A 25,848-nucleotide genomic window follows, 5' to 3' on the forward strand; every position below is an offset into this window, starting at 1 on the left:
ACGCGCATTTCTAATGGGTTACAACCAGTGCAGTGCAAATCCTGCGACTAAAAAATAACGCACACTTTTGCCTATTAATATCATCAGACTCGATCTGAGCAAGGGAAGTTTCATCCACCCCGCTAATAAACACAATACATCGCCAATGACTGGTGTCCAAGCTAACAACAAGGCCCAATAGCCATATTTCTCGATGAGAGCGATAGAACGCTTGTATTTTCCTTTAGCCATCTCCTCCGGGCTTCGAGCGAAACGACCTAAAGTGCCTAGATAATAACTTGTTATCGATCCTAAAGTATTACCTACGCTGGCAAGAATAACTAAGGCCAGCCAGTTCGAAGTGTCATCATTTAACAAGGCGACAAGTAAAACTTCTGATCCACCCGGCAACAAGGTTGCAGCAAGGAACGCCGCACTAAACATCAACCATAACTCTGTCATAAATGCTTACCTAATGAAAAAACGTAATTTTTTGTTATAAAAAAAGCAGAAATAGACATGTTATCCAATAGTTAAATATTAAAGTTATTAAAACAAACTCTATTATCACAATAAGTTATAACGAAATCGGTTTGTTTTGCAAGTCACTCTATCTATACAATGAAAAAATCGGATAATAACCTTATCTACTCGGGTGCTTGAACAGTCTCACAATACCGCTCAACGCTTTTTTAAATATTAATAATAAAAAATCATTTGGAAACAGAAAACATGTGGCAAACCATTAAACAGATCCCCTTTTGGCAAAAAGTCCTCGCGGGCTTTTTTTTCGGGGCAATGATAGGTGTGATCTTTGGCGAATCCGCCACTGTACTTAAACCTTTAGGCGACCTCTTTATTGGTGCCATCAAGATGCTCGTCGCACCTTTGGTATTTTGTGCCATCGTTGTCAGCATCACAGCGCTCGGCTCACAGGTGAGCTTAAAGCGCTTAAGTTTTAAAACATTAGCCATGTTTATGTTTACCGGTACCATAGCTTCCTTGATAGGCTTGACCGTAGGTTCGCTTATCGACATGGGCGGCAGTATGGATCTGGTCGCCACCGAAGTCAGAGAACGCCACGTTCCGGGCTTTGCTCAAGTGCTACTCGATATGATCCCGGTCAACCCATTTGCTTCTTTAGCCGAAGGGAAAGTCCTGCAGATTATCGTATTTGCAGCGCTCATAGGCATTGCAATCAACAAGGTTGGTGAGAAAGCCGAGCCATTGAAACGCACCTTCGAAGCAGGTGCTGAAGTGATGTTTCAACTGACTCGCATGGTCCTACAGTTGACTCCTATCGGTGTCTTTGGTTTGATGGCCTGGGTCGTAGGTGAATATGGCCTATCTACCTTACTCCCCTTAGGTAAATTTATCGCAGCCATCTATATAGCGGCCACGATTCATATCATCTTCGTCTATGGTGGCTTGATTAAGTTTGTCGCTAAACTTAGTCCACTCCAGTTTTTCCGTAAAGCCATGCCAGCACAAATTGTTGCATTTACCACAGCTTCCAGCTTCGGTACTCTACCCGCCAGCACACGCTGCACTGAATCTATGGGCGTCTCGAAACAATACGGCTCCTTCGTATTACCCCTTGGCGCGACCATGAATATGGATGGTTGTGGCGGTATTTATCCTGCAATTGCAGCCATATTTATCGCACAAATCTACGGTATTCCATTAGACATGACTGACTACATGCTGATTGCCGTAACTGCAACAGTCGCCTCTGTTGGCACAGCAGGCGTACCAGGTAGTGCCATGGTGATGTTATCTGTGACTCTTGGCGTCGTCGGCTTGCCATTAGAAGGCATCGCCTTTATCGCTGCCATCGATCGTATTATCGATATGATTAGAACCAGTACTAACGTGACTGGTGATATGATGACCGCTGTGGTGATAGGTAAATCTGAAGGTCAATTAGATGAAGAGCAGTTCTACGCCACAGAAGATGAGCCCCTAAAGCAAGAAGCTAACACCTGCTAACCCTCTGTGTTAAAACAAGCCGCTATCGCGGCTTGTTTTCGAATAGCCTGTTCAAAATCAGTGGTATAGTATTATACTTACCCCAACCTGATACTTAGATTATCTTGATAACCTGACTTCAACACCGAAGGATACACAATGGCAAAAGTCTTTCTGCTCCCTATTTTCCTTTGTCTTTTATGGACACTGTTTTTGCATTTCAACGGCGTCCCCATTAAGCAAGGAAAAAAAGGTTTCATCTATATCATAGCCATTAGCGCAACGGTGATCCTCTCCTTGGGGCTGTTACTCTGGGTTACTGCCGAGCAAAATATTCGCAATTAACTCTCAGCTCCACACACATAGCCATGTCCCATAAGTGCAGCCTTTGCCGCCTCTAAACTTCCAATAATCGCTATAGCATAGGGATTCATTGGAAATGTTGCTGCATTTATAGTATAAGCTCCCACAAATCTGCTTTATCGTTAACTCTGGAACAAATCATGTCAGATAAGTTTTTCTTCAAGGGGCGTAAAACGCCAAAACCTAAACACGAAAGCTACGGCTTTAACACTAAGCGCAGCCAGAAATCTGGCACCGATCAACACCCACTGAACTTATCCGTGGTTTCAGATGAGCGTAAGGCAGAGATAGAGGCCATTCTTGAGCAGCATGAGCTAGTAGCAAACATAGAAGTCAATGCCGATACTCTTGAAAATATCATCGAACTAGATGGCATCTTGAACAAGCCTATCACGACTCGATTCGAGAAGACTCCTAACAGGAATGACCCTTGCTCCTGTGGTAGCGGTAAGAAATACAAGAAGTGTTGTGGTTAGATTATTCCATATTAACCATCACGTAATAAAATAAAGCCACTGAACTCTCTGAGACAGTGGCTTTATTTTTATCCAATTTTTCTTTTAGTCATTGCACAAGTTTTCTGAGATATTATTTAAGTGCATCTCTAGCTCACCTTCCGTTGTAGGCATAGCGTCTAATTCAAATGATAACGGACTGCTACCATTAAACATGAATACTGACATTTCTCCATGATCATAGTGAAACCACTTACCGTTAATACACAAATCTGTATAGCAATGGGGTAATAATGCTGATGGGTTTAAATTCATGGATGCGCCTCTTTTGTTTTACGACATCTGATGCCGTCAGGTTATCATTCTTAGTCACTTAATTTCAGTTACCGTGACTTGGATCACCTTTATAAAACCTTATATCGCTAAGAGGCGTATTGATCTGAATCAAGCTAGCTTGACTCAAGGAGCCATGCTTATGCTTCGATACAGGTCGGCATTACTGCTGCGGTGAAGGTTAAACAGGAATTTCTTAATCAAGTCCTGTCCATGCCCTAAACATGTAAACTTTGCCGCAAAGATATGACTATCTACTCTCACAGGCTCTAATTCCAGCTCCACTCGGGTCTTATTCGGCAGACGCAAATTTAGCACTTTGCCAAATAGCTTCTCTCTGGAATAACTGACATCTTGCATGCTCACAGTTAAACCCGTCGAAGAAAGAGATAGGATATCCCCGAGTAAATTATCAGCTTAATCCCACAGAGACACATCTAGGGGTGTTTTTACCCGCCAGCTTCTATCACAGCCATTAATATCAATCACCTCCGGCGTACCTAAGTTAGGTTTAAACTCGCCAAATTCATCTAATTCAAGGTGTAATGGGATCCATAGCTTATACCCCACCCCTTCCGCTAACAGGGTTAAACTTGATTGATTGAGAATCGCAGCTAAACCAGCTGGAATTTGGGTTTTCACAGTGATCGTATGCCGCTTTACCGGCTCCGGTTCCGATGGTCTTTCAGAAAATAGTTTCTTGAAAAAATCCACTTCATCTGTTGAGAAATCCATATCTTCTTCGATGTAAAAAATGGTATTTTGATTATAAAGCCATCAATATTTTGCTTCAATCTCACCATAGCTTTAGCAGAGCTAATTTTATCTGAGTTAATATTTATGTGACCAATATCACCTAATAGCAGGAACGTTCTCATGCTTTAGTTTACGTCAGACAGAATATAAAACTGATAGAAAATACCTAGCCAAAGATATTTCCACATAAAAAATAATATCAATGCATCAATCTAAAACAGATTTTTTTAATCAGTTGATCGAAATCGAAGGGTTTAAGCATCACCTCATCCATGCCTGCTAACTTACACGTCTGAGTGACCTCCTCAGAGACACTCGCCGTAACTGCAAAGATAGGAACCCGATTGCCATTAACTTCCATTTTGCGTATTGCTTTTGTCGCATCGAAGCCATCCATGACAGGCATAAGACAGTCCATCAGAATCAAATCAATGTCGTGCTTTTTGAAAAGTTCTACCGCTTGAACCCCATTTTCTGCTAGATATAATTGCGTATCTAACTCTTCGAGCGGCATTCTGATTATTTCTCTATTTAGCGCAATATCATCCACTATCAGAATACGCTTCCCCTTAATGATAGAAACATCATGGCTGCATTTTTTTTCTAGACTGTGCCCCTCGCTAACAATAATGTCATGACTTATATCCAAAGATAAATTGATCATAAACTGACTGCCTACATTAGGCTGACTTGTTACATTAATCGTTCCCCCCATCTTATCTACCAACTGTTTACAAATCGATAAACCAAGGCCTGTTCCACCGTACTCTCGGGTTGTAGAAAATGAGTGCTGAATAAATGGATCAAAAATATATTCAATTCTCTCCTCGGAGATACCGATACCTGTATCAACCACTTTAAATGTCAGCTCACAAGACTTACTTGTCGTTGATCTTAATTCCAAGATAAGAGAAACCTGTCCCCGATGCGTAAATTTAAGGGCGTTGTTAACTAAGTTGATTAAGATTTGTTTTAACCTTATATCATCCACCATAACCAAAGGGATATCAGGACTAATTTGGGTATGGATCTCAACATTATTATCAGATAAAAGCTGATCACTACAAATTTTCGACACTTGAGTCATGATAGATGCCAGATCAGTGACAACCGAATGTAAAACTAACTCAGACGATTCTATTTTTGAATAATCCAGCACCTGATTTATCACTGCCAATAATTGCTGTCCTGAACAGTTTATAGTCTCCAAATAATGACCTTGAGAATTTGTTAAGCATGATTTTCCGAGTTGCTGCACCATACCTAATATGCCGTTCAACGGGGTTCTTAATTCATGGCTCATTGCAGCAAGAAACAGATCTTTAGCACGACTTGCCGCTTCAGCCTTTAACTTTTGCTCTAAGAGTAACTGGTTGTTTTTCTCTAATAAAATGGCATGATTTTTAACTAATGCCTTTAGGTACTTATCAGAGTTATTGACTGAGGCCTGGATAAGCAAGAACTCTTGGTTATCAGAAAGCAAAATGGTGCTGCAAATAAATTCTATTGTGTCCTCACGAGAATGAATTAAATACGTTTGGCAAAAACGGTATTTACGTTTTTTTTCAATCGAACGCTTAATGCGAACCAAGTCCTCAGCATTAATGAGATCACTTAAATAGTTTTCGTCCGGCCCTAAGCCCAACCAAGCAATCAGAGCTGAATTAGCCTCCAAGACCTCAAGAGTGTCCACAGAACACAAGCCGACGCCGTTATCCATAAGGTCAAATAGCTCAAGCGTTAATGGCCGCATATACTCATCCTAAGTTCAGTGCGATTATCTATGTTTGCATTACAATTTGATCTTGTAAGCTGCCTACTAACTGAATAATAGCCTCGACATCCACATCTTCAACGCCAGCCTCTTCAAGTGACTCTTCGAGCAACTCTGCAACCTCCAGAAAATCAGGCAAGCTAATATCAAGGTTAATATGGGCTTGGCGAAGATCGCGTCCTTCATAAGCATCGGGGCCACCTAAGGCTTTTGCAATGAAATTAGTTTGGTGAGCCATCAAATTATCCATATTAACGTTTCTAAAATAATGCTCCAGCTCATCACTATCTAGCACTTTTTGATAAAAACTACTCACGACGAGGGTAAACGTGTCGAATCCCCCATATTTGTCGAACAGAGATTCAGCCATAGTAAAGTCCTTTTAATTGAAATAGTTTTGAAGCCGCCATCTACTGAGAATAGAAGATATACAAACAGAGTCAAACTGATATACCTAAAGGTAAAATGATAAGAATCAAACGAAAAGCGGGCAGAAAATAAAAAGCCCATCGGATGATGGGCTCTATGTCATAGGGCGCTAAGGGTTAACCCAACACTGCAATCAACACCCCAGCGGCTACGGCCGAGCCGAGTACACCAGCTACATTAGGCCCCATGGCGTGCATCAACAGATAGTTATGCTGATTCGATTCTAGTCCCACCTTGTTAACCACTCTAGCGGCCATAGGCACAGCAGAGACCCCTGCGGCACCAATCAGCGGGTTAATCTTACCACCAGAGAGCTTACTCATTAACTTAGCCATCAAGACGCCAGTAGCCGTACCGATGGCGAACGCTATCGCGCCCAACACTAAGATCCCTAAGGTCTCAAGTTGAAGGAATTTATCGGCAGATAATTTAGAACCGACAGCTAAGCCAAGGAAGATAGTCACTATATTAATAAGCTCATTCTGAGCTGTGTTGGACAATCTATCTACCACACCGGATTCCCGCATCAGGTTGCCCAGACAGAACATACCTACCAGAGGCGTAGCTGCTGGTAGGAACAAGATGGTTAGTCCCAGCACCATCAAAGGAAAGATGATCTTCTCTTTTTTGCTCACTTCACGCAACTGCTCCATCTTTATCTGACGCTCAGACTCAGTAGTTAACAGCCTCATTATAGGAGGCTGGATCAGAGGAACCAGAGCCATATAAGAATATGCTGCTACTGCAATGGCCCCCAAGAGTTCCGGAGCGAGTTTAGAGGCTAAAAAGATGGCTGTAGGGCCATCGGCACCACCTATGATAGCGATGGCTCCAGCATCTTTCATGGTGAACTCGAAACCAGGTACCCAGTTAAGCGCTATTGCTCCGATTAAGGTTGCGAAAATACCGAACTGAGCCGCTGCGCCTAACAATAACATCTTAGGGTTGGCGATTAAGGCACCAAAATCGGTTAATGCCCCTACTCCCATGAAAATTAATAGGGGAAACACCCCGGTTTCTATGCCCACATGATAGGCAAGAAAGAGCAAACCACCTTCATCGGTGAAGCCACCATTAGGTATATTGGCCAAGATAGCCCCGAACCCTATAGGTAACAGTAACAGGGGCTCAAACCCTTTCACTATCGCCAGAAAAAGTAGCAAAGCACCCACAGCCATCATAAGTAGCTGGCCGCCTGTAAAATTTGCTATGCCTGACTCAGACCAAAATGCAATTAATCCGTCCATTGTGACTCCTAAGCTATGCCGAGTAATTGATGACCAACGGCAACAGAATCACCCTCTTTGACCCAGACCTTACTGATCACCCCATCGGTTTCGGCGCGCACTTCTGTTTCCATCTTCATCGCCTCCAAGATGATCACCACATCTCCCTCTCGAACCGTATCACCTAAAGCAACATTCACTTTAAAAATATTGCCTGACAGAGGAGCATTCATCTCAAGCTTTATTTCTGCTGCAGCTTGAGGAACTGCTTGAGTTAGATTTGGAGCCACAAAAGGAACCACATTCTCACTGGAGACTATTTGGTTGATGTCACCGCCCGGTGAGACCTCTACCACATAAGTCTGTCCCTGAACATTCACAGTATAAGTCTCTGAACTTCGCTCCGATACTGGTTTTGCCGGCTTAGCGGGAGTGGCTACCCCCTCTCCAGGCTTAGGTTCGAATGCGTCTGGATTATTGCGATTTTTGATAAACTTAAGGCCAATTTGCGGAAATAACGCATAGGTCAGGACATCATCAACCGACTCATCGGCGAGCTCAAGCCCTTCTGCATCAGCTTTCTGGAATAATTCGGCGGTGAGTCTATCCAACTCAGGTACCAATAAATCTGCTGGACGACAGGTTACAGCTTCCCCTCCCTTCAGCACGCGTGCTTGTAGCTCGGCATTAACCGGGGCTGGTGTAGCACCGTACTCCCCTTTTAAGACACCTTCGGTCTCTTTGGTCATCGATTTATAACGTTCACCAGTCAATATGTTAATCACGGATTGTGTACCGACAATTTGCGATGTCGGTGTCACTAAAGGTAAGAAACCGAGATCTTCACGCACCCTTGGAATTTCCTCGAGTACAAGATCTAACTTGTCTGCAGCGCCCTGCTCTTTGAGTTGACTCTCCATGTTCGTTAGCATGCCACCAGGCACTTGAGCCCTGAGGATCCGAGAGTCGATGCCTTTAAGCTCACCTTCAAATTGCGCATACTTCTTACGTATAACTCTGAAATAGGCGGCAATCTCTTCAAGCAAGGCCATATCGTACCCAGTTGCCCTGTCAGTACCTTCTAGCATGGCAACTAAAGTTTCGGTCGCACTATGACCATAGGTCTGACTCATGGATGACACTGCGGTGTCGAGAACATCGATACCGGCTTCAATGGCTTTAAGATAAGTTGCTGTACTGAGTCCGGTTGTAGCATGACACTGCATCGAGACCAGCAAACCAGTCTCAGATTTTATTTGGCTAATTAAATCGAAGGCATCATAAGGTTTTAACAGACCAGCCATGTCTTTAATACACAGAGAATGACAACCCATGTCTTCCAGACGTTTTGCCATATCGACCCAAGTATCTAAGGTATGCACGGGGCTGGTAGTATAAGAAATGGTTCCCTGAGCGTGCCCACCGACTTCGACTACAGCCTTGACTGATGTTTCCAGGTTACGTACGTCATTCATAGCATCGAAAATTCGAAACACATCGACGCCATTTGTATGTGCTCTTTCAACAAACTTATATACCAAATCATCGGCATAATGGCGGTAACCTAATAGATTTTGCCCCCTTAACAACATCTGCTGAGCTGTATTTGGCATCGCCTTCTTTAGCTCACGCAATCGTTCCCATGGGTCTTCCCCAAGATATCGGATACAGGAGTCAAACGTCGCTCCACCCCATGACTCCAATGACCAGAAACCAACTTTATCGAGTTTGGATGCGATGGGGAGCATATCCTCGAGACGAAGACGTGTTGCGAGGATTGATTGATGTGCATCTCTTAAAACCACATCAGTTAATGCAAGTGGATTGCTCATAGAAACTCCCTATTAATATTATTATGCTTTAGCGCGATATTGATGGATGGCCGAAGTTATCACGGCGACAATTTTAGGATCCACTCCTCCTGGCTGAGTACTTTTATTCTCTGTAATCCTTGTTTCTTTCTCTTGGGGCAAAGGGGCAAATTTCATCGCCACCAATTTAATGCACAAAATAAGTATTGTCAGAAATACAAAGACCAGACCCATGCCTAAAAACATGATGCCCACGGCTTGCACAATTTGCTCAGATATCGAGTTCATATCATCCTCAGTATTAACAGAAGCTAGTTAGCGTCGCTTGAACTCTCTGCACAAGTACCCAAAATTGAATACAAACAGAACAATTCCAGCTATTTATTCACTTATGACCTATTTATCATGCCTAAAAAATTAAAAAATGCTCGCCTAAAGAAGCATTAAGTGGCTATCACTAGAAAAACAATAACCAATCTATAACAAAATAGCGAGGTGTTTGTAAATTGGTCATACCAAGATTAATGAAATCAAACGCGCACTAATGAGATTTCAATAATAAATTATAGGATTCATCAAGAATTCATCAATTAATAGACAGTGAAATGGAAAGAATGATTAAAGATCAGAATAATGACCGGAAAGTGAATTCAGCTGAACGAACAGAAATAGCTATAAATGAAAATTTATGCAGTTTTGAGATGAAATTGAAGTTGAAGTTGAGATAAAGATAAGTAAAAGGAGAAGTATCACTGAGACTAGAGTAATAAAACTAAGCCAGACTTTAATACGTTAATTTATATTGAACGGTACGGATGGGAGGATTGGAAGCTCTAAACATCGGATTCGTAGCCAGCGACGACATTCAGCTGAACCAGACATATTTTTATACGTTAATTTATATTGAATGGTGCGGATGGGGGGATTGGAAGCTCTAAACATCGGATTCGTAGCCAGCGACGACATTCAGCTGAACCAGACATATTTTTATATACGTTAATTTATATTGAATGGTGCGGATGGGAGGATTGGAAGCTCTAAACATCGGATTCGTAGCCAGCGACGACATTCAGCTGAACCAGACATATTTTTATATACGTTAATTTATATTGAATGGTGCGGATGGGAGGAGTCGAACCTCCGACCGCCTGGTTCGTAGCCAGGTACTCTATCCAGCTGAGCTACATCCGCAACGCTGTTCAATACTATAACTTAACTTTATACAAAATGGTGCGCGTGGGAGGAGTCGAACCTCCGACCGCCTGGTTCGTAGCCAGGTACTCTATCCAGCTGAGCTACACGCGCAAATCTCGTCTTTTTATTATCTAGATCAGATAACAATTATTCCCAGTAAACTTCATACGTGAAAATAAAATATGGTGCGGATGGGAGGAGTCGAACCTCCGACCGCCTGGTTCGTAGCCAGGTACTCTATCCAGCTGAGCTACATCCGCAAATTTCATACCCATGTTATCTATAGTAGATAACAATACCCCTACTTAGCTAGTATCGAGTCGATATTAGCTAAGGGACAAAAAAACCCGTAGACATATAGTCAACGGGTTTATTTGTAATGGCGGAGAGGGAGGGATTCGAACCCTCGATGGGATTTAAAGCCCATACTCCCTTAGCAGGGGAGCGCCTTCGGCCACTCGGCCACCTCTCCAAACTTACTCACAAACAGCAAATGGTGCGCGTGGGAGGAGTCGAACCTCCGACCGCCTGGTTCGTAGCCAGGTACTCTATCCAGCTGAGCTACACGCGCAAATCTCGTCATTTCATTATCTTTATCTTTATAAGATAACGATATTTCTAGTTAACTTTATATTAACTAGAAATGGAATATGGTGCGGATGGGAGGAGTCGAACCTCCGACCGCCTGGTTCGTAGCCAGGTACTCTATCCAGCTGAGCTACATCCGCACAAATAAAACATTACTCTTTTACTACACTTATTGAATGGTGCGGATGGGAGGATTCGAACCTCCGACCGCCTGGTTCGTAGCCAGGTACTCTATCCAGCTGAGCTACATCCGCAACGCGTTCAATAATTCCCGTCAACTTACAAAAATGGTGCGGATGGGAGGAGTCGAACCTCCGACCGCCTGGTTCGTAGCCAGGTACTCTATCCAGCTGAGCTACATCCGCAACGTATTTGCAAGTAAGAAATGGCGGAGAGGGAGGGATTCGAACCCTCGATGGGATTTAAAGCCCATACTCCCTTAGCAGGGGAGCGCCTTCGGCCACTCGGCCACCTCTCCGTTTCTTGGCGCACATATTACTGTTTGACGAAAATAAGTCAAACCATTTCTTAGAAAGGATTTCTGTTTGGCCTGTTTTTAAACAGATTAGTCAGATATCAATCAAACTCGGCATAAAAAACCGTATTTATGTAATACCAAGCCTATTTAATATGTGATCTTTCAGCGGGGAGTTCAACGCGCTGTAGGCAAGAGTTATAAGTTGTTCCAGCAATAGCTATGACTGAGAAGAAAAACTAAAAGCCAGAAAACAAAAAAGCCAGTTAAAAACTGACTCTTCTATTTCAAGAGATAACTCTTAAGACATTTAAGACTAGAAATTTCCGCCTTCAGATGCATTACCTGCTTTTTCAGACTGAATACGCTGGTAAATCTCTTCACGATGCACAGATACTTCTTTAGGTGCGTTAACACCAATGCGTACTTGATTACCCTTAACGCCCAAAACAGTGACAGTCACTTCATCACCAATCATCAGTGTTTCACCAACACGACGAGTCAATATCAGCATTCGTTTGCTCCTTTAATTCCAAATTTAGCTTTATACGATACTATTCCGTTATATGCTCATTATAAGGTTAGCTTAGTACAAATTAATAGTACCCTAGTGGAAAACCACCATTAAAATACACCTTATTTAAGTCAAAAGCGTGATCTAGTCCTCGAACAGTACTCTCATAATGCCAGTTCCTCGAGCCCGCCGGATAACTATTATCAAACCCAGGGATTAAACTAGCATTAAAACCTAGTCCCACCAAGGGTAAAAGCGGCATTCAAGCACAACACGTTAAACACTGATCATTTAAATTAACAATATCAACATAATCAACCCAGTAGAACTCACAACCAGCCAGAATCTGTCACCTCACCTTGCTTACAGCCAGTGATTACTCAATGGACCTTTTTACACATCCCTCTCAAGAATACATATCTTTCATCACCTCGGTATAGAGAATACACCAGCTAGATGGGTGGATTAGTACTTATACTGCCAATAAAAAAGGCACTATATAAACATAGTGCCTTCTTAATTACATTTGATAAAAGCTTGTAAATACTATCTAGTCACATGCAGATTATTAACTTCGGCGTAGACCTTTACTTAACCCAAGCGCTCTTTTAACCAGGATGACACTTGAGTAAGAGCGGCATCTAAGTTCTCAGGCTGACTTCCGCCAGCCTGAGCCATATCAGGACGACCGCCACCTTTACCACCCACCTGAGATGCGATATTAGCAACCAATTCACCAGCCTTCACTTTAGAGGTCAGATCTTTGGTTACACCCACAATCAAGTTAACCTTAGCGTCACCAGCGATACCCAGTACTACTATACCTGAGCCTAGCTTTTGCTTTAACTCGTCTTGCAAGCCTCTTAACGCGCCTGGCTCGACGCCTTCAAGCTTCTTAATCAAGACTTTAACGCCATTTATCTCTTGAGCTTCACCGGCTAAGTCAGCACTTGTCGCAGCAGCAAGCTTATCCTTTAGCTGAGATAGCTCTTTCTCAAGTTGTTTAGTACGATCTAGCTGTGCTTTAAGTTTAGTCACAACAGAGTGACTATCGGCCTTAAGCAACTTTGCCGCTTGATCTAACTCAGCCTTTTGGCCTGTCACATAAGCCATTGCTGCGGCGCCAGTTACAGCTTCGATGCGACGTATCCCAGCGGCAATACCACCTTCTGAGGTTATCTTAAACAAGCCTATATCACCGGTACGTCCCACATGGGTTCCACCACAGAGCTCAATGGAGAAGTCTCCCATGGTAACGACACGTACTTCATCAGCATATTTCTCGCCGAACAGCGCCATAGCGCCCTTCTCCTTTGCCGCATCGATAGACATGACTTGAGCCGTCAATTCATGATTACAGCGAATTTGTGTGTTCACTAAATCTTCAACGGCTTGTAACTCTTCTGGCTTAACCCCTTCAAAGTGGGAGAAATCGAAACGCAAACGCTCAGGATCTACCAATGAACCTTTCTGACTCACATGTGTGCCGAGTAACTGACGTAGCGCCGCATGGAGCAAGTGAGTGACAGAGTGATTAAGCTCGGTGCGGTGACGAAGCGTCTTATCAACACTAGCCACTAAGGATTGTCCAACGGCTAGGCTTCCCGCCTTCAAGTTACCAATATGACCAACGGCTTGACCGTACTTCTGTGTATCCTTAACGATAAACTCGATACCATCTGTACTTAGCGTACCGCTATCTCCACATTGACCACCAGATTCACCGTAAAAAGGTGTGGTATCTAAAATAATGACAGCATCTTCACCTGCCCCCATTTCATTGACAGACTCGCCCGCCTTGTAGATAGCAGTGATTTTACCGTTAGCAAGCAGATCGATATAACCAGAGAACTCAGTTTCTTCATCTATCTTCAATGATTCATTATAATCAGTCTCAAACTGGCCTGCCGCTTGAGCACGTTTCCTTTGTTCAGCCATGGCTGACTCGAAACCGGCCTCATCTACCGTAATATCACGTTCACGACAAACATCAGCAGTCAGATCGACCGGGAAACCATAGGTATCGTACAACTTAAAAGCTGTCTCACCATCTAAAACGTTACCGCTAAGTCCATTGAGTGCGCCATCTAAGATCCCTAAACCACGCTCAAGAGTACGAGCAAACTGCTCCTCTTCGGCCTTTAACGACTTAACCACTATGTCCTGAGTGGCGACTAAGCCTTTAGCCGCATCCCCCATCACATCGATAAGTGTTGGTACTAACTTGTAGAAGAAAGAATCTGTCGCGCCTAACTTATTACCATGACGCACCGCACGACGTATAATACGACGTAGTACATAACCACGCCCTTCATTGGATGGCATAACACCATCGGCAATTAAGAATGCACATGAACGGATGTGATCAGAAATAACTCTTAATGATTTATTTTCAAAATCATTAACGCCCAATATCTCGGCAGTCTTCTTGATCAACGCCTGAAAGATATCAATTTCGTAGTTAGAGTGAACCCCCTGCATGATGGCTGCAATGCGTTCAATCCCCATACCGGTATCAACAGAAGGCTTAGGAAGCGCGAGCATTTCACCATTTGACTGACGGTTGTACTGCATGAAGACGATGTTCCAGATCTCGATGAATCTGTCTCCATCCTCTTCTGGAGTACCGGGTCGTCCACCCCAGATGTGATCGCCATGATCATAAAAAATCTCAGAACATGGACCACAAGGACCCGTGTCACCCATCTGCCAGAAATTGTCAGACGCGTAAGGGGCACCTTTATTATCACCGATACGGATCAAGTTTTCGGCGGGAACACCTATCTCTTTAGTCCAAATATCATAGGCTTCATCATCTGTCTCATAGATGGTGACACACAGACGCTCTTTAGGAATTTTTAACTCTTGAGTCAGGAAGTTCCATGCAAATGCAATCGCTTCACGCTTAAAATAATCACCGAAGCTAAAGTTACCTAACATCTCGAAGAAAGTGTGATGACGTGCGGTATAGCCTACATTGTCTAAATCATTATGCTTACCGCCGGCACGGACACAACGCTGAGACGAAGTTGCACGGGTGTAATTACGTTTGTCTTCACCCAGAAATACGTCTTTAAACTGGTTCATACCCGCATTGGTAAAGAGTAAAGTAGGATCGTTAACAGGGACCAGTGAACTGCTGTCCACAACCTGATGACCATTTTTGCGGAAATACTCCAAGAAAGCAGTTCTTAGCGCTGCAGTGGTTTGATACATGAAATCACCCTGAATTAAGATTACTTAAATTATTGGCACAGTGTTGGCGATTAATCTATCAAGTCGACCATCGCTATTCAAAACACACTTGCGCTATTTTGAGCCGTATTATAAGCAGTCTAAAGAATAACAACCAGAGTTTTAGGGAGGGTATTGAGCGAAATGAAGCTAGAGTGTGAAAAATACGGCTTAATATAAGAGGAACTGAGGGCTAATCGTCAAAACGTTCCTATTCCATACACAGTCAATTTGGTCACAAGTGACACTTTGACCTAACAGATAGCAAATCCGTTTTGCCTTATCTTTATGCTTTTCGATTGGGAAGTTGACAGGTTTTCAAACACTTCTTGCTTAAATTCGGTTTGTGAAGAATCGCGGCTCACACGTTGCTAAACCGCGACATTAGTGGGCCGGATGGCCCACCGAGTGACTCATGTGCTATTGCTTAAAATAAGCATATTTTTAGAATACTTCACCAGTTTCAAGATCAACATTCTCATCGCCAGACGCCGACTCAGCCGCATCAGGGGACTGCAGTAGCATACCACGTAGTGCAGTTTCAATTTCAGCTGCAATTTCTGGGTTTTCAGTTAGGTACTTACCCGCATTTGCACGACCCTGACCAATTTTACTGCCTTTATAGCTATACCAAGCACCCGCTTTCTCGACTAATTTATGTACCACACCTAGGTCGACTAATTCACCCGTACGGTTGATGCCTTGTCCATAAAGAATTTGGAATTCAGCCTGTCTAAATGGCGCTGCAATCTTGTTTTTAACGACTTTTACACGGGTCTCGTTACCGATAACTTCATCACGATCTTTGATTGCACCTGTACGGCGAATATCCAGACGAACAGAGGCGTAAAACTTAAGCGCATTACCACCAGTAGTAGTTTCTGGGTTACCGAACATGACACCAATCTTCATACGGATCTGGTTAATGAAGATAAGCATGGTATTGGTCTGCTTCAGGTTACCGGCAAGCTTACGCATTGCCTGACTCATCATACGGGCTGCGAGTCCCATATGTGAATCACCAATTTCACCTTCGATCTCTGCTTTCGGCGTTAAGGCCGCAACCGAATCGACTACGATGACATCGACGGCACCAGAGCGGGTCAATGCATCACAGATCTCCAATGCTTGTTCGCCTGTATCAGGTTGAGAACAAAGCAGGTTGTCGATATCGACACCTAATTTCTGTGCATAGATAGGATCTAAGGCATGCTCAGCATCGATAAAGGCACATACTCTACCTTCACGTTGTGCGGCGGCAATAACTTCGAGTGTCAGTGTTGTTTTACCTGAAGATTCTGGTCCGTAAATCTCAACGATACGTCCTAATGGAAGTCCACCGGCACCGAGTGCGACATCTAAAGAGAGAGATCCCGTAGAGATTGTCTCAACATCCATTGAGCGGTTCTCGCCCAGTTTCATGATAGAGCCCTTACCGAACTGCTTCTCTATCTGGCCTAAAACGGCATTCAGTGCTTTCTCTTTGTTCGCATCAATCTTCATTCCGATATCCTCTTCGCGCTTAATCTAAATCACGGCAACAATGCCGATATAAACTGGTGACGACGCCGATATTTGAGCTAAAGCAAGTTTATCTAGCTCAAATAGGGGTCTCAATATGCAAACTAGTATACTGTACAATCATACAGTATCAAGTACTGATCATGATTATTTTTTCCTATCCCTGCTTGCTCAATTAGAAGCCCCTGTTGTGGAAGAAAAATTCAATCTCACTATTTATTCTTTAAGGACGCAACGGACTCAAAAAATTGCTAATATTGGCATCATATTTTTAAGGCTGCTCCAAAGGAGCATGCTGCCTGTTCAATATTTTCATAGAAGAAACGAGCTGTAGATGAATGCATTCGATACCCAAAACTTAGAAAAACACACCCCTATGATGCGTCAATACCTGACGCTCAAGGCCGAAAACCCTGAAATGTTGCTATTTTATCGTATGGGTGACTTCTACGAGCTCTTCTACGACGATGCCAAGAGAGCATCCGAACTTTTAGGCATTTCACTCACCGCACGTGGTAAGAGTGGTGGTGATCCTATCCCAATGGCGGGTCTGCCCTATCACGCCGTCGAAGGTTATCTTGCTAAACTCGTCCAACTTAGGGTCTCAGTCGCCATTTGTGAGCAGGTCGGCGATCCAGCCACTTCTAAGGGACCGGTTGAGCGAAAAGTCGTTCGCCTTGTCACACCCGGTACCTTAACCGATGAGGCTTTACTCCAAGAAAGACAAGATAACCTACTTGCTGCCGTATATCATGGCAAAGCCGGATTCGGTTATGCCACCTTAGACTTAAGCTCCGGCCGTTTCGTGGTCAGTGAACTCGAAACAAGGGAAGGGTTAGAAGCAGAGTTACAGCGAACCAATCCAGCTGAGCTGCTCTATAGCGAAGATTTCAGTGAGATGTCCCTCATCACCGGATTCAATGGCAAGCGTAGACGCCCGGAATGGGAGTTTGACTTCGACACCTCCCGCAAGCTTCTCTTGGACCAATTTAAGACTAAAGATCTTCGGGGGTTCGGTCTGGATAACGCACGTTTATCACTACAAGCAGCCGGTTGCCTGATGCAGTATGTCAAGGATACCCAGAGAACCGCACTGCCCCACATCAATTCTATTGTGCTTTTTAATCAAGATGACAGTATCGTGTTAGATGCTGCCACAAGAAGAAATTTAGAACTGACAATCAATCTACAAGGTGGGCGTGAAAATACCTTATCAGCGATATTAGACAACACAACTACCCCTATGGGCAGTCGCATGTTACAGCGTTGGATCCACGAACCTCTTAGAAACCGCCAACAGATAGAGTCTCGCCTAGGAGCCCTAACTGAATTACTCGACAGCGGCCTATTTGACACTCTAATCCCACATTTAAAAGCCTTGGGCGACATAGAAAGAATTACGGCCAGACTCGCACTTAGGAGTGCCAGACCCAGAGATTTTTCTCGCCTGAAGCAGGCTTTATCGGTCTTGCCAGAGATCCAGCAGCTACTCGCCGATAGCCAGTCACCACACCTCAAACGTTTAGCCACTATTATCAGTGAATTCCCTGATGAACTCGCGCTACTCGACAGGGCGATCATAGACAATCCACCTATGCTGATCCGCGATGGTGGGGTCCTGAGAGATGGCTACAACGAAGAGCTAGATCAATGGCGTGCCTTAAGCCAAGGGGCAACGGATTACCTCACTGAATTGGAAACGCGCGAGAAAGAGTCGACCGGTATCTCTACTCTTAAAGTCGGCTACAACCGAGTTCATGGCTACTATATCGAAGTCAGCCGTAGAGAGTCCGATCTTGTCCCTCTCAGCTACCAGCGTAGACAAACTCTGAAAAATACCGAACGTTACATCATTGCAGAATTAAAAGAGCACGAAGAGAAGGTGCTATCCAGTCAAGGCAAAGCACTAGCACTCGAGAAGCAACTCTGGGAGCAATTATTCGATCTTATCTTGCCTAAACTCCATGAATTACAACAATTCGCTCAGGGTGCGGCAGAGCTTGATGTCATTAGTAATTTTGCCGAACGTGCCGAGACACTAAACTATCGATGCCCAACACTCACCGAAACTCCAGGGATACATATAGAGTCGGGCAGACATCCAGTGGTCGAGCAGGTCAGTCAAAGTCCTTTCATCGCAAATCCTGTAACCCTGAATTCGACGCGTAAGATGTTGATAGTCACGGGGCCAAATATGGGGGGTAAGTCAACCTATATGAGACAAGTCGCATTGATCACACTCATGGCACATATAGGCTCCTATGTTCCGGCACAAGATGCAATCATAGGTCCGGTGGATCGTATTTTTACTCGCATAGGAGCATCGGATGATCTTGCTTCTGGTCGCTCAACCTTCATGGTAGAAATGACGGAAACAGCAAATATACTTCATAATGCGACGACCCAGAGTCTGGTATTAATGGATGAAATAGGTCGTGGAACATCGACCTACGATGGACTATCTCTAGCCTGGTCCGCTGCCGAATATCTGGCAGAGAAAATAGAAGCCATGACACTATTTGCAACTCACTATTTCGAGTTAACCCAGCTGCCTGATCTCATTGAGAATGTTGAAAACGTCCATCTCGATGCCATAGAACATGGAGACACCATAGTCTTCATGCATGCGGTACAAGAAGGGGCAGCGAGTAAAAGTTATGGCCTGCAGGTTGCTGCTTTAGCAGGTGTGCCCACCAGAGTCATCTCAGCAGCTAAACATAAACTTCACCATTTAGAGAGCCGCGATAGCAAGCATGCCAATCAGGAGCCATCACAACAGGCTATGGTCTTTCCAGAGCCACAAAAGTCACCAGTTGAAGATGCTTTACAAAATATTAATCCCGATGAACTCAGCCCTAAACAGGCCTTAGAGGTTCTTTATAGGTTAAAGCAGCTAGCTTAGAAAATGCCAGCCTCCAGGAAGAAGTTTTGCAGAGCTTGTGCTGTACAGAGTGACATAACTTTTTACAACAGATGCTAGACACAAGGTCTATTTCTTGTCGTCCCTGACAAATAGACATAAGTGTTCCAGACACAAAAAGCGCACTAAAAAGTGCGCTTTTTTTGTAGTGATACTGATGTGTGATACCTACAACTGTCTGTTAAGGCGGTCGGCTAACCCTATTTACTAAGCCTGCTAAGTCCATTTACTAATGCTATTTACTTAGTCTAGTTTCAGAGCCTTAACTTTAAAAAATCTAATCACGAATGCATCAATAATAACTGTCATCTTAAAAGATAAGCAGGCTTCCTCAAAAGAAAAGTACTCTAATAATACGTGAGGTTAACCTTTAACTTGACTCTAGGAGCCTCAACTCAAAATCAAGCTAAACAAACAACAGTTTACAATTAAATCTTAAAAATGGCCTCTACCGATAAGCCCTGGGCACCGAGTAAGTCTTTAAGACGTTTCAGAGCTTCGACTTGAATTTGGCGTACGCGCTCTCGTGTTAGACCTATCTCTTTACCAACATTCTCCAGTGTAGATGGTTCATACCCCAACAAGCCAAAACGGCGCGCTAACACCTCTCTTTGTTTTGTGTTGAGTTCATCGAGCCATTTAACCACAGACTTTGACATATCTTCGTCTTGTACCTTGTAATCTGGACCTACATTATCATCAGCGGCAAGCACATCGAGTAGGGCTTTATCATTGTCTCCACCCAAAGGCGTATCGACCGAAGTGATCCTTTCATTAAGCTTCAACATACGGCTGACATCAGAACTAGGAAGATCCAGTTTAGCTGCGATTTCTTCGGCGGTGGGTTCATGATCTAACTTGTGTGCTAACTCTCTTGCTGTACGAAGATATACATTGAGTTCTTTAACCACATGGATAGGTAGGCGAATCGTTCTGGTCTGATTCATAATGGCGCGTTCGATGGTCTGTCTGATCCACCAAGTCGCATAGGTAGAAAATCTAAACCCTCTTTCAGGGTCAAATTTTTCAACCGCTCGGATCAGGCCTAAATTACCCTCTTCGATAAGATCTAATAACGCGAGTCCACGGTTGTTATAACGACGGGCTATCTTAACGACAAGTCTAAGGTTACTTTCAATCATGCGATTACGTGACTTACCACAACCTTTTAACGCTTTACGAGAGAAATACACTTCCTCTTCCGCGCTCAGTAAAGGGGAAAAACCAATCTCGCCCAAATACAATTGAGTTGCATCCAGATTTTTCTGCAGATCATCTTGAACCTGTTGTTCAAGTTCTGTCTCTTGTGACTTCTTTCCTTTTTTTGTTTCTACTTCAGACTCGTTTTTTGACAAGTCCACCAACGGCTCCGCTACTGCGGTACTAATTCTACGACCCATAAAATGATCTCCCAAATTTTCAATTTAAACTACTGCACTTTACTATCCTCCAATGCCAAACTGGCTCCTAAACCACTATTGTTTAGGTAAATATTTAAGTGGGTCAACAGACTTCCCGTGGTATCGAATCTCAAAATGTAACATGACCCGATCGGTACCCGTATTACCCATTTTTGCAAGTGTTTGTCCCACTGAGACAAACTGTTTTTCTTTAACTAAGATCTTATCGGCATGCGCATAAGCACTTAAGTAATCGTCACTGTGTTTAATAATGACTAAATTTCCATACCCTCTAAGGGCACTGCCTGCATAAACCACACGGCCATCGGCTGCAGACTTGATAATGTCGCCCCGGTTACCAGCAATCTTAATCCCTTTATTCCCTTGCTCACTCGCAGAGAATTTACCAATCAACTTACCTCTCACAGGCCAGAACCACTTACTTACTTTAGTTGGAAGCTGAGTCGTCTGCCTGTGGATAGACTTGTTAATATCTTGTTGACCAGTCGTTACAGAATACGCAGACTCTTTGACCGGATCAAGTGGTTTATTTTTAGGCGGTTTTTGGTTGTTCCTGACCACAACAACAGGTGTATCCGTTTGTTTTTTAGTCGCTTTAGTCTTGGTTGATACTACTTTAGGGGGATTATTTGGCACCGTTTTAGCCTTTTGGCTATTTGTAACAGTAGATGTCAAATTAAGGTTTAGCTTCTGTCCAGGGTAGATAGTATATGGCTTTTTAAGCTTATTTTTCCTAGCTAAATCAATGAAATCATTGTTAGATACCCAGGCAATGGAATAGAGAGTGTCACCTTTCTTAACGAGATAAGAATCAGATTTTAATGAGCCTTTATTATAAGTAGCCATCACTGGAGTCGTGACATTTACCACAGGAGCGGGTCTATCTGACCGAAAACTACAACCTACTAAGCCGATAAATACCGCTAATAGAAGTAGGTTATTACAATTCACCTTTAACCCTGTAATCAAGAATGCCCCCAACAATGAACAGCCAAGCTGCTGTAAACCAAATAAACATCTAAAAAACATCCGAAACTTAACAACAAGCCTAGGCTACTTAAGCCAGCTCCCCGTTAATCAGAGGAACAAAGCGGACCATTTCAATCACTTCTGAAGAAAAGGTCTCTCCAACACGTACAACTTTCAGCAGCTGCTGTGACTCCTCTCCCACAGGAATAACCAGTACCCCTCCATCGACTAACTGAGTCAATAAGGCTTCTGGAACGCTACTAGCCGCAGCCGTGACCATAATGGCATCGAATGGCCCTTTATTGGGCCAACCTTTCCAACCATCTCCATATTTGAATGATATATTGTGGAGATCGATTTTTTTTAACCTCTGACGAGCCTGGATCTGTAGACTCTTAATCCGCTCGACAGTGCATAGCTCAGGTACAAGTTGAGCCAATATGGCAGCCTGATACCCAGAGCCAGTACCGATTTCTAACACCTTAGATGGACTATGTTCCAAAAGAAGTTCGGTCATTCTTGCAACGATATATGGCTGTGAAATTGTTTGCCCCTGACCAATAGGCAAAGCCGTATTTTCATAGGCTTTATGTCCCAAAGCAGCATCAAGGAAGAGTTCTCTGGGTGTATTAGCTAACGCCTGCAACACCCTCTCACTCTCTATACCCGACGCATGTAAACTTCTGGCTAAATTTAATGCAGAGGTCGTCGCAACACCGTTCATATATTATCTATCCATTCTTGCAGTGGTGTGATCCTTTCGAAAGCGGTCAAGTCTACAGTTAAAGGCGTCACTGATACATAACCATTATTCACGGCATAAAAGTCAGTCCCTTCGCTGGCATCCTGCTCATCTCCAGGAGGGCCCAACCAATAGATGTCTCTTCCGCCGGGATCTTGAGCTTTAATCATCCCTTCGGCTCTGTGCCTTGCTCCCAAACGAGTAACCTTGATCCCTTTAATTTTATCGATAGGTAGATCGGGAACATTGATATTTAAAATCTGATCCTGAGCAATAGGCCTCTTAAGCAAACCTGCAATGATTCGACATGCGAAATGTGCTGCCGTGTCAAAATGCGCCAATTTAGAACCCACGAGTGAAACGGCAACCGCAGGCAAACCAAGGAAGCGTCCCTCCATTGCTGCCGCTACGGTACCAGAATACAAGGTATCATCGCCTAAATTGGCACCGGCATTGATCCCCGCCACCACCATATCGGGCTCTTCTGAATACAACTCACGTATAGCAAGATGAACACTATCGGTCGGTGTACCACTGACAGAGACAAAACCATTGCTTAACGTATTAATTCGTAAAGGGTTAGTCAAAGTTAATGAATTACTCGCCCCCGAGCAGTTACGATCTGGCCCCACAGTCATGACCTGATAGGACACTGATAATGCATCGGATAATGCCTTAATTCCCGGCGCGGTAACGCCGTCATCGTTACTGACTAAGATCTTTATCATTATTGACCCGCTCTTTAATGATTAATATTAACTGATTCGAATACACGCTAAACGATTGAATTAGCCTGTTCTTGCTCACGCCGCTCTAATTGACGTTGGCGAAATTCCCGTTCTCTGACATCTTCATAATCAAATAGTTCTCGCAGCACGGAAGTTGCGAAACTTCCCGAAGGCAGTGCAAATTTAATGATAATCACATCGTCTCCTTCAACCTCATAGGATAAATGTTGAGGTTCTAACAACAGCGGGCGGCGCTCTTGCTCTAATCCCGCATGTTCTAATCCATCACGGTCCGCATCAAACTCAGCCAACGCCTTAGCCTCAAAATCTGCCGCCTCACCTTGGGGCAATGCCGCTCCTCTGCCCCACATAGGTGCCGACAGTTGGATATCTTTTTCATTAAGACGCTTAAGTAACGCATCATCCCATAGCTCGGCAACAAAATAGCTTCGACTGCCCGCTAACATGACACTGTCACCGTTGAGCTTTTCAAGGCCATATTCGGCCAATCTAGAGGAAGTGACGAAATTGAACAGATAAGATCGAACAGCAGATAGATACATGCTGCGCTTCTTCCTGTCTTTCACCTTACGACCAGTAAACATCTGTCGACCGAAGACTAGGTTCTTGCCATCATGACCAAACCTTTGCTCACCGAAATAATTAGGCACCCCAGTCTCTTTTACTAGCGCTAATCTAGCAAGCACATCTTGCATATCGGTAATATTACGCAAAGTTAAACAGAAGCGGTTACCCGCTAAGGCACCTATTCTCAGCTTTTTACTGTGACGATGACTAGACAAGATAGTCAACTCATCACAATTTAAGCTGGCCCATTCCGGGGTCTCTTTACCGGGAATACGTACGCCAAACCACTGCTCAGTGATCGCATTCTTATCCTTCTGACCCGCATAGGTCACCTCTTTAGGATGAACATGGGCAAAACCAGATAATATCTTAGCCACATCGGCGGTATTGAGCCCCTCTTTACGGATATGAAGAAGGTGATGTTCTCCCTCCCCCGTCGGACCGAAAGGCAAAATTTCCTGAACAATGAAATCGCTATTTTGTGTACGAAGGTCGGCCTTCGATGCTGGTTTCCCGTGCAAATAATGCAGTTCTATCATGGTCACACTTATTCTCTATTTAGGTCAATCGAGTCTGTTTAACGAGCTTATGCCGTTATCTTAGTTACCAGAACGACGGCTTCAACGGCAATGCCTTCTTTACGACCGGTAAAACCTAGCTTCTCGGTTGTAGTCGCCTTAACATTGATATTATCTATACACGTTTCTAGATCTTGGCTTAGCACTTCACGAATGGCTTCTATATGGGGCGCCATTTTTGGGGCCTGAGCGATAATGGTGACATCCAAGTTACCAAGTTCAAAGCCTTTTGCCCTCGCCAACTTGTAGCAATGACGCAGAAGATGGCGACTGTCGGCTCCCTTAAACTCTTCATCAGTATCGGGAAAATGTTTTCCGATATCCCCTAGTGCAACAGAACCTAAGATAGCATCAGATATTGCATGTAACACAACATCGCCGTCTGAGTGCGCAATCAAACCAAATTCATAGGGGACATGCACACCGCCTAACAGTAAGGGAGCATTACCACCAAATTTATGTACATCAAAACCATGGCCTATGCGTATATTCATTGTTTATTCCATTTAGAGTCGGTTAATTTCGATGGTGCCCACTTAGCAATCTTAGCTATTCGGTTCGCCATGGCTTAGAAACAGTTCAGCCAAACGAAGATCGTCCGGATGAGTGATCTTAATATTATCGGCTCTACCTGTCACGAGTCCCGGCGCGACTCCGGCCCACTCCATGGCAGACGCTTCGTCGGTGATGTTTACCTTTAACATTAAGGCTTTCGCTAAATTATCTCTCAAGGACGTAACTGGAAACAACTGTGGAGTAAGGGCATGCCATAACTGTTCACGACATACAGTCTGCTCAATTCTTCCCTGTTTATCCCCTCTCTTCATGGTATCTCGAACCGGGGAGGCTAATATCGCTCCTTGGGGAAACAAGGCTAAAGAATCGATGAGCTTATCTATATCGTTATGAGTTAAACAGGGACGAGCCGCATCATGGACCATGGCCCAATAGTCGTCATCGACTCGATTCAGACATGCCAGAACAGAATCAGCTCGTTCATCACCACCGATAACGCTCTCTAATTTAGGGTGACTAGCCTCAGCGAGAGAGGAGAAATAACTATCTTGGGGGTGAAGTGCCACAATCACACGTTCGACTCTAGGGTGAGTCAACAAGAGGTGTAAGGTTAAAGATAAAATGGGTTTATCCGCTATTTTCAGATACTGCTTAGGAAGCTCGGCTCCCATACGACTACCTATGCCGGCAGCAGGGACGATGGCGACGATTTTTTTTCGGGAATCATTCATGGATCAAATTTCTGCTTTTTAAGATTAGGAGCACT

At 43.9% G+C, this 25,848-nt stretch carries 23 protein-coding genes and 9 tRNA genes; 4 read left to right on the forward strand and 28 right to left on the reverse strand.

The window, feature by feature from the left end; all coding sequences use genetic code 11:
* Window positions 1-18: 18 nt before the first annotated feature.
* Complete coding sequence (locus sps_RS20085) at window positions 19-441, reverse strand: YqaA family protein (protein ID WP_077754122.1); 423 nt, start codon at window positions 439-441, stop codon at window positions 19-21.
* A gap of 270 nt (window positions 442-711) precedes the next feature.
* Between sps_RS20085 and sps_RS20090 the strand changes: the two genes are divergently transcribed.
* The 3 genes from sps_RS20090 (at window position 712) to sps_RS20100 (ending at window position 2,786) form a co-directional block, all read left to right on the forward strand.
* On the forward strand, window positions 712-1,968 hold the full coding sequence (locus sps_RS20090; protein ID WP_077754123.1) for a dicarboxylate/amino acid:cation symporter: 1,257 nt from the start codon (window positions 712-714) through the stop codon (window positions 1,966-1,968).
* A 138-nt stretch (window positions 1,969-2,106) separates the two neighbouring features.
* Window positions 2,107-2,292, forward strand: a complete 186-nt coding sequence (locus tag sps_RS20095) for a hypothetical protein (RefSeq protein ID WP_077754125.1) — start codon at window positions 2,107-2,109, stop codon at window positions 2,290-2,292.
* A 158-nt stretch (window positions 2,293-2,450) separates the two neighbouring features.
* Complete coding sequence (locus sps_RS20100) at window positions 2,451-2,786, forward strand: PBPRA1643 family SWIM/SEC-C metal-binding motif protein (protein ID WP_077754126.1); 336 nt, start codon at window positions 2,451-2,453, stop codon at window positions 2,784-2,786.
* Between the two features lie 84 nt (window positions 2,787-2,870).
* Here the strand turns inward: sps_RS20100 and sps_RS20105 are convergent, their stop codons facing one another.
* The 20 genes from sps_RS20105 to recA all read right to left on the reverse strand — a co-directional run bounded on the left by sps_RS20105 (window position 2,871) and on the right by recA (window position 16,602).
* A complete protein-coding gene (locus sps_RS20105; RefSeq protein ID WP_077754127.1) occupies window positions 2,871-3,080 on the reverse strand; it encodes a hypothetical protein in 210 nt (69 codons plus the stop codon).
* A gap of 144 nt (window positions 3,081-3,224) precedes the next feature.
* Window positions 3,225-3,464 (reverse strand): hypothetical protein, encoded by a 240-nt coding sequence (locus tag sps_RS28955; protein ID WP_237157892.1) that lies wholly within the window; start codon window positions 3,462-3,464, stop codon window positions 3,225-3,227.
* A gap of 51 nt (window positions 3,465-3,515) precedes the next feature.
* A complete protein-coding gene (locus tag sps_RS28960) occupies window positions 3,516-3,833 on the reverse strand; it encodes a hypothetical protein (protein WP_237157893.1) in 318 nt (105 codons plus the stop codon).
* Between the two features lie 220 nt (window positions 3,834-4,053).
* On the reverse strand, window positions 4,054-5,607 hold the full coding sequence (locus sps_RS20115; RefSeq protein WP_077754128.1) for an ATP-binding protein: 1,554 nt from the start codon (window positions 5,605-5,607) through the stop codon (window positions 4,054-4,056).
* A gap of 28 nt (window positions 5,608-5,635) precedes the next feature.
* Window positions 5,636-5,998, reverse strand: coding sequence for a group I truncated hemoglobin (locus sps_RS20120; protein WP_077754129.1), 363 nt, complete (start codon window positions 5,996-5,998; stop codon window positions 5,636-5,638).
* A gap of 175 nt (window positions 5,999-6,173) precedes the next feature.
* Complete coding sequence (locus tag sps_RS20125) at window positions 6,174-7,304, reverse strand: sodium ion-translocating decarboxylase subunit beta (protein WP_077754131.1); 1,131 nt, start codon at window positions 7,302-7,304, stop codon at window positions 6,174-6,176.
* A gap of 8 nt (window positions 7,305-7,312) precedes the next feature.
* Window positions 7,313-9,115 carry a sodium-extruding oxaloacetate decarboxylase subunit alpha gene (oadA, locus tag sps_RS20130; RefSeq protein WP_077754132.1) on the reverse strand — a complete coding sequence of 601 codons (1,803 nt, stop codon included), beginning with the start codon at window positions 9,113-9,115 and terminating at the stop codon, window positions 7,313-7,315.
* 21 nt (window positions 9,116-9,136) lie between these two features.
* A complete protein-coding gene (locus tag sps_RS20135) occupies window positions 9,137-9,382 on the reverse strand; it encodes an OadG family protein (RefSeq protein WP_077754133.1) in 246 nt (81 codons plus the stop codon).
* Window positions 9,383-10,208: 826 nt separating this feature from the next.
* Window positions 10,209-10,285 (reverse strand) — tRNA-Arg (locus sps_RS20140).
* A gap of 37 nt (window positions 10,286-10,322) precedes the next feature.
* Window positions 10,323-10,399, reverse strand: a tRNA-Arg gene (locus tag sps_RS20145).
* 72 nt (window positions 10,400-10,471) lie between these two features.
* Window positions 10,472-10,548: transfer RNA gene (locus sps_RS20150), tRNA-Arg, on the reverse strand.
* Between the two features lie 120 nt (window positions 10,549-10,668).
* A tRNA-Ser gene (locus tag sps_RS20155) sits at window positions 10,669-10,760 on the reverse strand.
* Between the two features lie 22 nt (window positions 10,761-10,782).
* Window positions 10,783-10,859, reverse strand: a tRNA-Arg gene (locus sps_RS20160).
* A gap of 80 nt (window positions 10,860-10,939) precedes the next feature.
* A tRNA-Arg gene (locus tag sps_RS20165) sits at window positions 10,940-11,016 on the reverse strand.
* Between the two features lie 37 nt (window positions 11,017-11,053).
* Window positions 11,054-11,130, reverse strand: a tRNA-Arg gene (locus sps_RS20170).
* A gap of 34 nt (window positions 11,131-11,164) precedes the next feature.
* Window positions 11,165-11,241: transfer RNA gene (locus sps_RS20175), tRNA-Arg, on the reverse strand.
* 21 nt (window positions 11,242-11,262) lie between these two features.
* Window positions 11,263-11,354 (reverse strand) — tRNA-Ser (locus tag sps_RS20180).
* Between the two features lie 313 nt (window positions 11,355-11,667).
* Window positions 11,668-11,865, reverse strand: coding sequence for a carbon storage regulator CsrA (gene csrA / locus sps_RS20185; RefSeq protein WP_076416871.1), 198 nt, complete (start codon window positions 11,863-11,865; stop codon window positions 11,668-11,670).
* Window positions 11,866-12,456: 591 nt separating this feature from the next.
* A complete protein-coding gene (gene alaS, locus sps_RS20190; protein ID WP_077754134.1) occupies window positions 12,457-15,081 on the reverse strand; it encodes an alanine--tRNA ligase in 2,625 nt (874 codons plus the stop codon).
* Between the two features lie 462 nt (window positions 15,082-15,543).
* Window positions 15,544-16,602, reverse strand: a complete 1,059-nt coding sequence (gene recA / locus sps_RS20195; protein WP_077754135.1) for a recombinase RecA — start codon at window positions 16,600-16,602, stop codon at window positions 15,544-15,546.
* A 352-nt stretch (window positions 16,603-16,954) separates the two neighbouring features.
* On the opposite strand from recA, the gene mutS reads away from it, so the two are divergent.
* Window positions 16,955-19,522 (forward strand): DNA mismatch repair protein MutS, encoded by a 2,568-nt coding sequence (gene mutS / locus sps_RS20205; protein ID WP_077754146.1) that lies wholly within the window; start codon window positions 16,955-16,957, stop codon window positions 19,520-19,522.
* Window positions 19,523-19,968: 446 nt separating this feature from the next.
* Here the strand turns inward: mutS and rpoS are convergent, their stop codons facing one another.
* The 7 genes from rpoS to ispD all read right to left on the reverse strand — a co-directional run bounded on the left by rpoS (window position 19,969) and on the right by ispD (window position 25,813).
* Complete coding sequence (gene rpoS / locus sps_RS20210; protein ID WP_077754148.1) at window positions 19,969-20,940, reverse strand: RNA polymerase sigma factor RpoS; 972 nt, start codon at window positions 20,938-20,940, stop codon at window positions 19,969-19,971.
* A gap of 75 nt (window positions 20,941-21,015) precedes the next feature.
* Entirely contained in the window at window positions 21,016-21,807 is a 792-nt protein-coding gene (locus sps_RS20215) for a peptidoglycan DD-metalloendopeptidase family protein (RefSeq protein ID WP_237157894.1), read from the reverse strand.
* A gap of 211 nt (window positions 21,808-22,018) precedes the next feature.
* The gene (locus sps_RS20220; RefSeq protein ID WP_077754150.1) at window positions 22,019-22,654 is read right to left on the reverse strand and encodes a protein-L-isoaspartate(D-aspartate) O-methyltransferase; all 636 of its coding nucleotides are present in this window, start codon (window positions 22,652-22,654) and stop codon (window positions 22,019-22,021) included.
* Window positions 22,651-23,400, reverse strand: a complete 750-nt coding sequence (surE, locus tag sps_RS20225; protein WP_077754151.1) for a 5'/3'-nucleotidase SurE — start codon at window positions 23,398-23,400, stop codon at window positions 22,651-22,653. The genes sps_RS20220 and surE overlap by 4 nt, the downstream gene beginning before the upstream one ends.
* Window positions 23,401-23,447: 47 nt before the next feature.
* Window positions 23,448-24,527 (reverse strand): tRNA pseudouridine(13) synthase TruD, encoded by a 1,080-nt coding sequence (gene truD, locus sps_RS20230; RefSeq protein ID WP_077755785.1) that lies wholly within the window; start codon window positions 24,525-24,527, stop codon window positions 23,448-23,450.
* A 47-nt stretch (window positions 24,528-24,574) separates the two neighbouring features.
* Window positions 24,575-25,060, reverse strand: a complete 486-nt coding sequence (ispF, locus tag sps_RS20235) for a 2-C-methyl-D-erythritol 2,4-cyclodiphosphate synthase (protein ID WP_077754153.1) — start codon at window positions 25,058-25,060, stop codon at window positions 24,575-24,577.
* Window positions 25,061-25,111: 51 nt separating this feature from the next.
* Window positions 25,112-25,813: a 2-C-methyl-D-erythritol 4-phosphate cytidylyltransferase gene (gene ispD, locus sps_RS20240; protein WP_077754154.1), complete on the reverse strand. Its 702-nt coding sequence runs from the start codon at window positions 25,811-25,813 to the stop codon at window positions 25,112-25,114.
* Window positions 25,814-25,848: the final 35 nt, after the last annotated feature.

The organism is Shewanella psychrophila, from assembly GCF_002005305.1.
Classification (GTDB): domain Bacteria; phylum Pseudomonadota; class Gammaproteobacteria; order Enterobacterales; family Shewanellaceae; genus Shewanella; species Shewanella psychrophila.